We start from the raw sequence: 13,045 nt of genomic DNA on the forward strand, positions 1-13,045 counted from the left end.
AATTGGGCTGATGCAACAGAAATAAAAATTGGTAATGGCTATTGGGTGCATCAACGTATCACTGATGATATGTTATTTAGTGTGGGATCGGGAGCCTCGGTGGATTTAAGAAGTCATACTATTCGTATTCCATCCGGATGGAGTTTAATCGGGAACCCGTATCCATTTGAGATTAAGGTAAGTTTTGATCCCGCAAGTATTTATGGTCCATTAACGTATGGCAAAAAAGGGACGGAAGGCTGGGACTCTGAATCGAATGTTATGTTACCATGGGAAGGTTATGCGGTATATAATCGCACGGATGATTCACTTAATCTAGATATTTTCCCCTTAGATGGTTTAGATGCACCTCAAGAAGTGAATGAAACTGATGGGTGGCAAATCAATATTAGTGCGCACAATGGTGAATTTGGAGATCGCCATAATGCCATTGGTCGTCGAACAAGTGGGTCTGAAGAGTTTGACCAATGGGATAACCCGGAACCACCCAAATTAGATCAATATATTTCATTGGCGATGGATCGAACAGATTGGGGAGTTGAAACATCACTCACAAGTGATATTCGTTCTATGAATGAAACAGACGGCCAATGGAATCTGCATCTTAATACCAAGGGTATTCGCTCGTCTATAAAATTAGATACAAAATTTAAAGGCGATTTTCCTTTATATACTTCCGCCGTGATGTTTGATCCTGTAGAACGAAAGACCTATAACTTATTGGATGAAGTGACTATCGAGATTAATAGAATTAATGATCATTATAATTATCCCCTAACCATATTGGTGGGCTCTCCGGATTATGTAGTGGCCAAAACTGAAGAACTGATTAGCCAACTTCCTGAATCATTTTCATTGGGACAAAATTATCCCAACCCTTTTAACCCGGTGACGAATATTCCATTTACCGTTGCTGTACCGGCTCATGTGCAGATTTCTATTTATAATTTACTCGGACAAAAAGTAACAACCCTTGAGAACCGCTGGTTTGATATGGGGAAATTCCACACCAGTTGGAATGGAAAAGATGCCAATGGTAACACCCTCAGTACGGGTATGTATATTTACAGTTTAGAGTCTAAAGAATTTAGACAGGCAAAAAAACTGGTTCTGTTGAAGTAATCTTCTTTTTTTGTTGTGCCGGAAAATGCAGATGTATTTACGGCTTGTTGCCCTATTCTTTCAAGACCTAGGCTGAGGAAATAAAATCAAAAGCTATTTTAGCACTCTACCTAAATGACTGCTAAAATAGATTGAAATTCCGTCTAATTAATATATAAATTCCGCGCTGCATATTTGCAGAATAATAGTAAATACAAAAATTTAATCATTTAACTAAAAAAACAGGAGATAGCGAAATGGCTCTAAAAGTTAAGCCTTTGGCTGATCGTGTTGTCGTTGAACCGGCTCCGGCTGAAGAAGTTTCCACTGGTGGAATCATTCTTCCCGATACAGCTCAGGAAAAACCACAACAAGGTACAATAATTGCGGCAGGTCCCGGAAAAGTTTCCGATACCGGCAATGCAATTGCAATGGAAGTAAAGAAAGGTGATAAAATCCTCTATGGTAAATATAGCGGAACAGAATTTGCCTTTGAAGGAACAGATTATCTTATCATGCGCGAGAGCGATATTCTCGCTGTCTTATAAGGAGTAATTGAATTATGGCTAAAGAAATCACATACGATCTCGAAGCACGTAACGCCCTGAAATCCGGTGTGGACAAACTTGCGAATGCAGTTAAAGTCACCCTCGGACCTAAAGGTCGTAACGTCGTGATCGAAAAGAAATTTGGCGCACCGACTGTCACCAAAGATGGTGTAACGGTTGCGAAAGAAATAGAATTAGATAATAAACTGGAAAATATTGGCGCTCAGATGGTGAAAGAAGTTGCTTCTAAAACTTCTGACGTTGCGGGTGATGGTACCACAACTGCTACTGTATTGGCTCAAGCACTGGTTGCTGAAGGTCTGAAGAATGTAACAGCTGGTGCCAACCCAATGTCTATCAAACGTGGTGTAGATGCAGCAGCAGTAGCTGTAGTTGCTGCGCTACAAGGACAAAGTAAAGATCTTCCAGATTCAGAACAGATTGCCAATGTTGGTTCTATCTCAGCAAACAATGACCGTGAAATCGGTGAAAAAATTGCTGAAGCAATGGACAAAGTCGGCAAAGACGGTGTTATCACTGTTGAAGAATCCAAAACAGCAGAAACCTTTTTGGAAACTGTTGAAGGGATGCAATTTGACCGTGGTTACTTGTCTCCATATTTTGTCACCAATTCTGACAACATGGAAGCTGAGTTAGAAGATCCATATATTTTGATCTACGACAAAAAAATATCCAACATGAAAGACCTTCTTCCATTGTTGGAAAAAGTTGTTCAAACTGGTAAACCTGTCATGCTTATTGCTGAAGATATCGAAGGCGAAGCACTGGCAACATTGGTTGTGAACAAACTGCGCGGTACATTTAAAGTTCTGGCTGTGAAAGCACCGGGATTTGGTGACCGTCGTAAATCTATGTTAGAAGATATTGCTGTATTAACTGGTGGAACTGTTATCTCTGAAGATGCAGGTTACAAACTGGAAAATGCAACACTGGACTATCTTGGTACTTGTAAACGTGTGGTTTCTGATAAAGATAATTCCACTATTGTTGGCGGTAGTGGTGAATCCGATGCCATCAAAGGTCGTATCAACGAAATCAAAGTTCAGATTGAAAAAACATCCTCCGATTATGATCGTGAAAAACTGCAAGAACGTCTGGCGAAATTGTCCGGTGGTGTAGCAGTGATTAATGTCGGCGCCGCAACTGAAGTAGAAATGAAAGAAAAGAAAGCACGTGTTGAAGATGCATTGCACGCAACTCGCGCAGCTGTAGAAGAAGGTATCATCCCAGGTGGCGGTGTTGCTTTACTTCGCAGTATTCCTGCTTTAGACAAAGTCAAAGTTGATGAAGAACAAGCTGTTGGTGTGGACATTATGCGTCGTGCACTGGAAGCGCCTCTTCGTCAAATTTGCGAAAATGCTGGTGTTGAATCCTCAATTATCGCACAAGCTGTTCGTGAAGGCAAAGATGATTTTGGTTATGATGCTCGGACTGGCGAATATGTAAATATGTTCAAAGCCGGTATCATTGATCCAACCAAAGTTGCTCGTGTTGCTGTGGAAAATGCCTGCTCTATCGCAGGGATGATTCTCACGACTGAAGCTGCTGTTACAGACATTCCTGAGAAGGATATGCCTGCAATGCCTCCAATGGATCCAGGAATGGGTGGCATGGGCGGTATGATGTAATCTGAGGATTACCTCAGTTTTTATGAAAAGCCCCCCGCATTTTGCAGGGGGCTTTTTTATTTCCTTGAATTGCCGTACCTATCTTTTTACTTTGTACAAATGTTTAATGGAGTTTTTAATATGAAAAGATTACTAATGATAATCGGTGCTATTTATGGATTTGCAATGATTTCTTGTAATGGTAACAATGATGCTGATACGGATTTGGCGACCCAATTCTCTAAAACGGTTTCCATTTTTGGTATAAAGATTATGGCAACCGAATCGACAGGTGAGGCAAAAGTGATCCATGCAGCCAAGGTACTTGCCCAGTATTTAGACAATGATGAAGATGGTAAAGTGGATAACCAAGCTGTGGTGGATAAACTGACATCCGTTAATGCCACATTGGTCATGTTTAAAGATGAGAATGAAGCTGATAATTTTGATTATGATGGTCCGGATTTAGACCATGCTCAAGGATTATTTGATGACGAAACAATTCCATCTTTTAATAAGAATTCAACCAATTCAAGGTTTGATGCTTCTTTAGAGGAAGTTTTACATTTGATTACCCACGAAGGTTATTCAAAAGTGTACCCTGATTTGGCTGAAAAGAAAGGATCTAAAATTGCTAATGCCATGGATAAGGCTCGTGGTGGTTATTTTGAAAGTCCGCCTTCAACATACCCTGGAGGTGCATGGTATTCTTATGATGATGAAACGTGTGAGTACGATTGTATGATTACAGAATATTTCTATTGGGCCTTGACCAGTATGATGGGTGCTCAAGGATATTCAGGACGGTCAAATGAAATTGGTCATGAATGGAAATTGAATACACTCAAAAAAGTAAAAACAGGAGATTCTGATGTGTATGAAATTTTAACCGATCCACAATATAAGTTACCCGCAATTCTCCCCGATGGCGAATACAATGGGTTTTCGATTTCGTTAGATAAATAACTTTTTGTATTACCGGTCCAAGTTTGGCATGACAAATATTTTTTTACCTCACCTTGACTAACAAAAGTCTCCTCGAGTAAATTCTTTTTCATATGGGAATCATTCGTTTAAAAAATATGCAGTTTTACGGCTTCCACGGCGTGAGCGAATCTGAAAAACATTTGGGCGGTCGCTTTGAGGTGGATGCTAAAATGACACTATCTTTGAAATCAGCTTGTGAATCTGATGACTTGAATAAAACCATCAATTACGAATCCATATATCAAACAGTGGGTGATTGTGTTAAGAAGGATAAGTTTTACTTAATCGAAGCATTAGCCAATTCGATTGCCAAAGATATTCTAAAAAACCATCCTATTGATTCTATTACTATTCGCGTAAGAAAACCACATGCGCCTGTGCGAGGCGTGCTGGATACGGTTGAAGTGGAGATTATGCGCTCCAAGGCGGATTATGCCTGAATTGGTCTACCTCGGAATTGGATCAAACATCGGTGACAGAGAAACAAATATCTTTTCAGCAATTGCTGCTTTAGAAGTCCGGAATGAAATTACCGTAAGTAGGAGTGCTTCAATTTATGAAACAGATCCGTTATATAATGCTGATCAGCCCAAATTCCTTAATACGGTTGTTGAACTAAAAACAGATCTTGATCCGGAAGTACTGTTGCAAGTATGTCAGGGGATTGAACTTATGTTGGGTAGACCGCGGGATCATAAAAAGAATGAACCACGGGTGATTGATATTGATATCCTAGCTTATGAAACCAAAATGATTGAAATGACTCATTTAAACATTCCCCACCCAGAGATATTTGCACGTAAGTTTGTCCTTGTTCCTTGGGTAGAACTTGCGCCGGAATTCATGGTGCAAAGTTTTAACAGGACAGTTTTAAAATTACTTGAATTATGCCCGGACATATCTAATGTTCGGTTGCATCCATTGGAAAAATCTGCATGAGAAATTTGTATTATGTTGCTATAGAAGGTTCGATTGGTGTCGGGAAAACTAGTTTAGCGAAACTCCTTTCTGACAAGCTAGGCGCTAAATTAGTTTTAGAAGCATTTGAGGATAATCCATTCCTGTCCGATTTCTATGAAGACCCGGAACGGTTTGCCTTTCAAACACAACTTTGGTTTTTACTTCAGCGCTACCAGCAACAGCAGGATTTGCGCCAAGTAGATATGTTCCACAACCTCATCCTTACGGACTATATGTTTGTGAAAGATCGCCTTTTTGCATCTTTGAATTTGAAGGAAAAAGAAATGTCCCTTTATGATACAGTGGCCAATATGATGGAACGCAACGTTATCCATCCTGACCTGGTGATATTTCTCCAAGCAGATACGGAGACACTTATGCGAAATATTTCACGCCGTGGTAGGGATTTTGAAAAAAATATGTCCGAAGATTATATTGATGCTTTGAATCAAGTTTATAATGAATATTTTTTCCGTTATCAGGATACGCCATTGGTTATTATTAATACTAATAATATTGATTTTGTTAATAATGAGAGAGATTTGGAAGAGGTGATTAATTATATTCGTCAACCAGTCACAGGGACCAAGTTTTTTAATCCAACTACAGGTTTATAATTGTGATTCGAATTTTGATCTATGGAACGTTGGCTTACATTGTATATGCATTATTTAAACAAGTTAAACTGGTTTCAAAAGCCACAAAGAAGTCGGTTAAACAAAAAGGGTCATATAAAAATTTTGATATTAAAGATGCTGATTACGAGGATTTAAATAATGAGGGGAACAATGAACAAAGTAATTGATTTTTTAAAAGGCAAATGTGAATGCACACAAATTGGATTGTTAGTGTTGCGAATTTTACCTGGTTATTTTTTAGTAACCAATCATGGGTGGAGTAAAATAACAAATCCTGAGAAGTGGGAATGGTTGGGTGGAACGGTATCGAAATATTTCGGTGGTGTTCTAAATTTTGCAGATCCGGCTTTTGGATTCTTGGCAGCATTCTCAGAATCTATCTGTGCCGTATTAGTTTTGGTTGGACTTTTTACACAACCGGCCGCAATTTTAGTTTGCGGTACAATGTTCTTTGCAGCTTTCCATCATATTACAACCACAGGAAGCCCGGAAAGCGCCTTGATATATTTTACGATTTTTGCCGCAATCGCTCTGGCTGGACCAGGGAAATATAGTATCGACAAAATATTTTTGTCCAAGTCCGAGGATTAATGCACGCCGCTCGCATTCACGAGCATGGAGGGCCGGAAGTGCTTCGTTATGAATCGGTGCCGGAACCGACTCCTGATTCAGGTGAGGTTGTTGTCCAAATAAAAGCATCGGCCATGAATCATTTAGACCTTTGGGTACGCCGTGGCATTCCCGGTACGCCATTACCCATGATCTTAGGTAGCGATGGCGCCGGTATTATTTCAGAAATTGGAAACAACATAAATCAATTAAAGGTTGGAGACGAAGTTTGTATACAACCACTAACCTATTGTGGTCACTGTCGTTTTTGCTCCCGTGGACAAGAAAACTATTGTAATAAATTAGGGATTCTTGGTGAAAATCAGGATGGAACCAATTGTGAATTCATCACACTTCCGGAAAAAAATGTTCGCTTAAAACCGACACATCTTTCATTTGAAGAAGCGGCGGCATTTCCACTAACATCACAAACAGCTTATAGTATGCTTGTTCGTCGGGCAAAAATTGAAACAGGAGAAATTATTTTTGTTTGGGGCGCTGGTTCTGGTGTTGGGACTATGGCAATTCAAATTGCTAAAGCAAAAGGTTGCCGCATTATTACTACGGGCGGCAGTGAGGAAAAACGTGCACATGCCAAAGCAATTGGCGCTGATTTAGTTTTGGACCATTATAAAGATAATATTCCAAAAATTGTCAAGGATTATTCTGACGGTACTGGTGTAGATGTTGTATTTGAACATGTGGGGAATGCCACTTGGGAAACGAGTATGCGTATTCTTGGGAAGGGTGGTCGATTGGTCACTTGCGGCGCAACTACAGGTCCGAAAGTTGGAATCGACCTTCGCCATCTATTTTTTAAACAGCAATCGGTTATGGGATCTACAATGGGAGACGTGGCTGCTTTTGATGATTGTCTTACACTGGTTTCTAATGGGAAGATTAAACCGATTGTAGATAAGCTATTTCCATTGAGCGAAATTAAACAAGCTCATGAACACCTGGAAAATGGTCAACAAATTGGTAAAGTCATCCTGATACCATAATGAAGTACAATAAACATATTTTTATCTGTATTAATGAACGAGCGGAATGCGGTACCAAAGGTGATTGCGCTCAAAAAGGTGGCAAAGAAATTCGAATGCGTTTTGTTCAACTGATCAACGAACATGGCCTAAAAGGAAAAGTGCGGGCTAATAAAAGCGGTTGTTTGGATGCCTGTGAGATGGGTGCGGCCATTGTTATATATCCCCGTGGAATTTGGTATTCAGAAGTACAATTAGAAGATGTAGATGAAATTTTTAATGTTTCCGTGTTGGGAGAGGGTATTGTTGACCGAATAGTTTCAACACAGGAAACTTGGGAAGAGTTGAATCGTATCAGGAATAAAAATCGGGTGGAAGTATGAAAAAAATATTATTAATTGCATGCATGGGTTTATGTTTGTCAACAGGGCACGCCCAAATGAAAAAAAGTTTTGGCGGAATGATGGGAACACGGGGCTTTGGAGTCATTTTCTCTGGAAATTGGCAAATAAAACGGGATATGACTGTTGGGTTTGAAACGCGTTATTATGATATAAAGAATGATACTGAACTCCCTGTTTACGATCCCTATACTGGAAACTCCTATAATGTGGGCGATAAAGCACTATTCATGATTCCTATTTATGGAACCATGAAATGGTTTCCATTTGAAGGTAAAATTGCCAATAATTTTTCACCCTTCGTCGCGGTAAAGCTTGGTCCTGTATTGGCCGTGGATGGAAATGAAGAATACCGATCGTTTAAAAGTCGCTGGAGAAAAGCATCCACTTTAGGGACCTACGGAGGTCAGATAGTTTTTGGTGTTCAATTTCTTAAAATGGGGGGAGGTGCCATAACACCTTCAATTGGTTATGAATTTATTCCAATGGGAGAAGAAGTTGATGGCCGCGATAATTATAATGGTATGGCTATTAACATTTCTTTTAGTTATGCCCTTAACCGTCGCTAATGGAAGAACATTTTTTTCATATATACCCAGATCAAATAGAACAGGATCAATTCACTCTTTCTGAAAAAGAATCTCGACATTTTTGTAAATCTTTGAGGGGAAATGTGGGAGATAATTTGTGGCTTTTAGATGGTATAGGCACCGCATTCGAAGGTGTTGTTTTAGAAATTAATGGTGGATCAGTTTCGGGTAGAATCCAAAATTCCATCCCCAATTATGGTGAATCAAAATTTTCTATTCATTTAGCTATCGGACTTATAAAAGGCAGTAGAATGGATATGGTTTTGGAGAAAGTTACGGAAATGGGTGTTCATTCTATTCAGCCACTTTTTCTCGATCGTTGTGTGAAAAATAAGTTAAATATGGATCGTGCCAATCGGATTGTTATTTCGGCAGCCAAACAGGCGGGCCGGAGTTTATTTCCCAAAATCTTTGAACCAATCAATTTGAGTGAATGGCTGAAAAAACATTCTAATGAGCATAAAATTTTATGCCACATGTTTGGAAATCAGTCAATGGCGGATGCACTGGGTAGCGAAAATAAAACGGTCTGTTTAATCATTGGTCCCGAAGGTGATTTCTCTGAAAGTGAAATGGATAAAATGAAGGAAGCTAATGTCGAATTTGCACTTTTAGGTCCGAGACGGTTGCGGAGCGAATCCGCAGCAATGGTTGCCGTTTCAAATTTAAATCAACTCATGGAGGTGCAAAGATGAGCGATTGTTTATTTTGCAAGATGGTTTCGGGTAAAATCCCCTGTAATCAAGTTTTTGAAAATGAATCAATTTTAGCTTTCAGGGATATTGCACCTAAGGCGCCGACCCATATTTTGGTGATTCCCAAAAAACATATTGAATCGATTAATGCATTAGATCGTAATGATAAGGAGTTGGCCGGAGAAATGTTATTGGTAGCACAACAAATAACCCGAGATGAAGGAATCGACGAAACAGGATTTCGAGCTGTTTTTAATACCAATACTCATGGAGGACAAACTGTTTTTCATATTCACATGCATTTGTTTGGTGGACGCCAAATGACCTGGCCACCGGGATAATTCTTATATTATCCATGTAGTTTTCTCCTCAAGAAATTATTAGATTTCCCGACCTCTTTTACCTCGGAAAATGTATATATCTGAACTCAATCTACACGGCTTCAAATCCTTTGCCAAAAAGGAAAAGCTTAAATTCGGCGAAGGCGTCACCGTTATCGTTGGCCCCAATGGATGTGGAAAAACTAATATTGTGGATGCCATCCGTTGGGTATTGGGTGAACAGAAATATTCTGTCCTTCGCTCAAATAAAATGGGTGATGTTATTTTTAATGGTGCTGATGGTCTAAAACCTCTTTCCGTTTGTGAAGCAACACTTACTGTCCACAACAATCGTGGCAAACTTCCCTTAGAATATAATGATATTGAAATTTGCCGTAGAGTTTATCGTAATGGTGAATCTGAATTTTTTATCAATCGTACGCCCTGCCGTTTAAAAGATATCCATGATTTATTCGTCGATACTGGAATGGGTTCAGATGCATATTCTGTAATTGAGCTAAAAATGATTGAGCAAATCTTATCTGAGACTGCAGATGATAGAAAAAGAATGTTCGAGGAAGCGGCAGGAATCAATAAGTATAAGCAACAACGAAAGTCAACGTTAAGAAAATTTGATGCTGTTCGGCAAGATCTAGAAAGAGTCGGAGATATTGTTCAGGAAGTTGAACAAAAAGTCCATGCACTAAACCTTCAGCTAAAACGATTCAAGCGCCACGAAATCCTCTCGGACGAGTTGAAAGATAAGGAACTGTCACTAGCCTTTGTTAGAATTCATGAATATGACTCTGATATTATACCTTTGCGTCAGCGCGTTGTTGAATTTACCCACCTCAAAGATGAAACAGCATCTGACACATCCAACCATGAGAATGAATTAAAATATTTAAAAGGATTATACAAAGATCAACAGGGTAAATTGCAATTACTTCAAAACACGTTGAACGATATGGAAGTAAATCGGGAATCCGCTCGCAATAATGTATTGGTTTGGTCCGAGCAGGATAAAGCAGCGGAAGCGACTATTCTCCGATTGAACAGGGAAGATGGGATTAACGCTGACAAAAAAGTTCAACTCACAAGTCAAATGGGAGAGCATGAAACTGAGATTGCAGCCATATCTCCAAAAGTTGACGAACAATTAATAAAATATAAATCAAAGAAGTCTAAATTTGAGAAGGTTGCAACCCAATATAAAAATGCACAAAAAGATTTAGAGACGGCCCAAGGAAATCGCTGGGATGCACAACGTAGTATGGGTGATAATCGGTCCCTTTTAGATCGCACTATATCACTCATAGAAGAAAAAAATAACACCATTTCCCGTATGAATGAGAAGATTCAAGAAATTGAAATAAACCATAAGACCCAGGGCACAGAACAAATAGAATTAGAATCTAAAAAATCGAAATGGGTAAAATCTATTGGTAAAATCCAATCTCAGTTAAATATAATTCGTGAAACACTAAATATAGATCGGGAAAAACGATCTACCCTTTCTATGGGCATCCATAGTGGAAAATCAAGAATGGAATCGCTCCAATCTCAAGTAGCATTTTATACCGAATTGATTGAGCAAAAAGAAGGTTACCCAGAAGGAGTGAGGACTGCTTTAGACTCTCCTCAGGAATACCATGGAATTATTGGAACGGTGGGTGAATTATTTCAGATTGATGAAAAATATGATGCTGCTTTCCAGAGTGCGTTAGGTGACTGGGCGAAATGCCTAGTTGCAGAAGATAGAAAAAGTGCCTTAGAGATATTGGCGAAAGCGAAATCTCAAAAAATTGGCAATCTTTCTATTCTGCCATTAAAAGAATTAAGCCAACTGAAGCAGAGCCAATCGAAAACGCCCAAAGGGATGGGCATTATCGGCGCCGGGACAGACCTTTGTGGTACGGATAAAAAAATACAGTCATTAGCAAATGTGATGGTGGGAAACCTTCTCATCGTTGAAAATTTAAATGAAGCCCTTAACAATCATAATCTCGACGGATGGGATGTGGTTGATTTGAATGGTGCATATTCCGGTAAAAATTATGTTTTAAAACACCGTGCCAAAAGTGGTGACGGCAGTCTCTTAGGACGTCAGAAAAAAATAGATTCATTAAACTTAGCAATTTCTGAATTAGAAAAAAGTGTCGCACAACAAGAAAATGATTTTGCACTACTTGGCACAGATATCGAAGGTCAATCGGTAAAGTCCAAAACACTTGGTGAAAATCTCGAAACTGTTTCCCTTGAATTGCAAGATATAGAAACGGGTCTCATTCGAAACCATTATGGACAATCACAGTCTTTGGAATCTTTAAAAGGACTACAATTGGAAGTGAAAGAAACTACACAAACGATTGAGGATCTACAATCGTCGGTTAAAAAGCTAGAGCCTGGATTAGCTAAAGGTGAAGTGGTGATTGAAAAACTTAAATCAATTGCAGAAAAGGCATCAAAAGCATTGGTGAAGATTCAAGTTGATCGGGATACCTTTCAGCAGGCGGTGCAAGAATTACGGATTGAACTTCTCAATCTCGAAAATAAACGGGATAATTTGAATTTTCAAAAGCGTGTGGCAGAAGAAACTATCCATGAGCTTGAGGAACGTAAAACTTCGATTGAAAGTGAAATATCCGAATTGGGGTCTCAGCGTGAATTGTTAACTTCACAAATCGCAAATGGTGAGACTGAACTCCAATCGATTACAGGTCAATTGGCTAAAGATAAATCTATTCTAGATTTAAAACGGAGTACTGCAAACGACACTTATCAATCCATGGAAAAAATACAGGAAAAGATTCGTTCTGAACAGCAATCCAGGGAAACATTGTTAGAAGAGCTCAAAACAAATGAACTAAAAATTGCTGAAATGGAACAGCGAATTGTTATTATTCGCGAACGTATAAAAGATCGATATGAATTGGAAGTCCCCATGGACTTAATTGTTGACGAAGAAGCGGATGATTTGGAATTACGGATTGACAGAATTCAGCGCAGTATTGAAAGTATTGGTCCTATCAACATGGCTGTTCAACAGGAATATGAGGATGAACAGACCCGTCTCCAAACACTCATGGAACAGCGCGATGATTTAACAGAATCTGAAGATAATTTGCGGGAAACAATTCAAAAAATTGACAAGGTGGCGCGAAAGAAATTTCAGGAAACATTTGATCAAATTAAACTCAATTTTTCCAAATTATTTGATATGTTTTTTGAAGGGGGCACCGCATCATTAACCCTTGTTGGTGATCCAGATCCATTGGAAGCAGATATTGCTATCCATGCTCAACCACCGGGAAAAAGGAACCAAAGTTTACGGATGCTTTCGGCTGGAGAAAAATCGCTGACCGCCATTGCGTTACTCTTTGCGATTTACCAATATAAACCCAGCCCCTATTGTATCTTGGATGAGGTAGATGCGCCACTGGATGATGTGAATATCGAAAAGTTTAAGCGTGTACTAAACAAATTTGCCGATGAAACGCAGTTTATCGTTGTCACCCACAATAAGCTTACCATGGAGGTGGCAGATTATCTCTATGGCGTTACCATGGAACAGAAGGGTGTTTC

At 39.2% G+C, this 13,045-nt stretch carries 15 protein-coding genes; all 15 read left to right on the forward strand.

The window, feature by feature from the left end:
* A partial coding sequence (locus HN459_05035; protein MBT3478809.1) for a T9SS type A sorting domain-containing protein occupies window positions 1-1,122 on the forward strand: 1,122 nt, incomplete at its 5' end.
* A 236-nt stretch (window positions 1,123-1,358) separates the two neighbouring features.
* Window positions 1,359-1,649 carry a co-chaperone GroES gene (gene groES / locus HN459_05040; GenBank protein ID MBT3478810.1) on the forward strand — a complete coding sequence of 97 codons (291 nt, stop codon included), beginning with the start codon at window positions 1,359-1,361 and terminating at the stop codon, window positions 1,647-1,649.
* 14 nt (window positions 1,650-1,663) lie between these two features.
* Entirely contained in the window at window positions 1,664-3,298 is a 1,635-nt protein-coding gene (gene groL, locus HN459_05045) for a chaperonin GroEL (protein ID MBT3478811.1), read from the forward strand.
* Window positions 3,299-3,418: 120 nt separating this feature from the next.
* Window positions 3,419-4,243: a hypothetical protein gene (locus tag HN459_05050; protein MBT3478812.1), complete on the forward strand. Its 825-nt coding sequence runs from the start codon at window positions 3,419-3,421 to the stop codon at window positions 4,241-4,243.
* A gap of 92 nt (window positions 4,244-4,335) precedes the next feature.
* On the forward strand, window positions 4,336-4,704 hold the full coding sequence (folB, locus tag HN459_05055; protein ID MBT3478813.1) for a dihydroneopterin aldolase: 369 nt from the start codon (window positions 4,336-4,338) through the stop codon (window positions 4,702-4,704).
* On the forward strand, window positions 4,697-5,203 hold the full coding sequence (folK, locus tag HN459_05060) for a 2-amino-4-hydroxy-6-hydroxymethyldihydropteridine diphosphokinase (GenBank protein ID MBT3478814.1): 507 nt from the start codon (window positions 4,697-4,699) through the stop codon (window positions 5,201-5,203). Before folB ends, folK begins: the two co-directional genes overlap by 8 nt.
* Window positions 5,200-5,841 (forward strand): deoxynucleoside kinase, encoded by a 642-nt coding sequence (locus HN459_05065; protein MBT3478815.1) that lies wholly within the window; start codon window positions 5,200-5,202, stop codon window positions 5,839-5,841. Before folK ends, HN459_05065 begins: the two co-directional genes overlap by 4 nt.
* Before the next feature lie 2 nt (window positions 5,842-5,843).
* Window positions 5,844-6,029, forward strand: a complete 186-nt coding sequence (locus HN459_05070; GenBank protein MBT3478816.1) for a hypothetical protein — start codon at window positions 5,844-5,846, stop codon at window positions 6,027-6,029.
* A complete protein-coding gene (locus HN459_05075) occupies window positions 6,013-6,453 on the forward strand; it encodes a DoxX family protein (GenBank protein MBT3478817.1) in 441 nt (146 codons plus the stop codon). Before HN459_05070 ends, HN459_05075 begins: the two co-directional genes overlap by 17 nt.
* Entirely contained in the window at window positions 6,453-7,475 is a 1,023-nt protein-coding gene (locus HN459_05080) for a zinc-binding dehydrogenase (GenBank protein MBT3478818.1), read from the forward strand. The genes HN459_05075 and HN459_05080 overlap by 1 nt, the downstream gene beginning before the upstream one ends.
* Complete coding sequence (locus HN459_05085) at window positions 7,475-7,837, forward strand: (2Fe-2S) ferredoxin domain-containing protein (GenBank protein MBT3478819.1); 363 nt, start codon at window positions 7,475-7,477, stop codon at window positions 7,835-7,837. The genes HN459_05080 and HN459_05085 overlap by 1 nt, the downstream gene beginning before the upstream one ends.
* A complete protein-coding gene (locus HN459_05090) occupies window positions 7,834-8,424 on the forward strand; it encodes a hypothetical protein (protein ID MBT3478820.1) in 591 nt (196 codons plus the stop codon). The genes HN459_05085 and HN459_05090 overlap by 4 nt, the downstream gene beginning before the upstream one ends.
* On the forward strand, window positions 8,424-9,140 hold the full coding sequence (locus HN459_05095; protein MBT3478821.1) for a 16S rRNA (uracil(1498)-N(3))-methyltransferase: 717 nt from the start codon (window positions 8,424-8,426) through the stop codon (window positions 9,138-9,140). The genes HN459_05090 and HN459_05095 overlap by 1 nt, the downstream gene beginning before the upstream one ends.
* The gene (locus tag HN459_05100) at window positions 9,137-9,481 is read left to right on the forward strand and encodes a histidine triad nucleotide-binding protein (GenBank protein ID MBT3478822.1); all 345 of its coding nucleotides are present in this window, start codon (window positions 9,137-9,139) and stop codon (window positions 9,479-9,481) included. The genes HN459_05095 and HN459_05100 overlap by 4 nt, the downstream gene beginning before the upstream one ends.
* Before the next feature lie 70 nt (window positions 9,482-9,551).
* The coding region (smc, locus tag HN459_05105; GenBank protein ID MBT3478823.1) for a chromosome segregation protein SMC at window positions 9,552-13,045 on the forward strand (3,494 nt) is incomplete at its 3' end.

The sequence above is a fragment of the Candidatus Neomarinimicrobiota bacterium genome, assembly GCA_018647265.1.
Classification (GTDB): Bacteria; Fidelibacterota; Marinisomatia; order Marinisomatales; family TCS55; genus TCS55.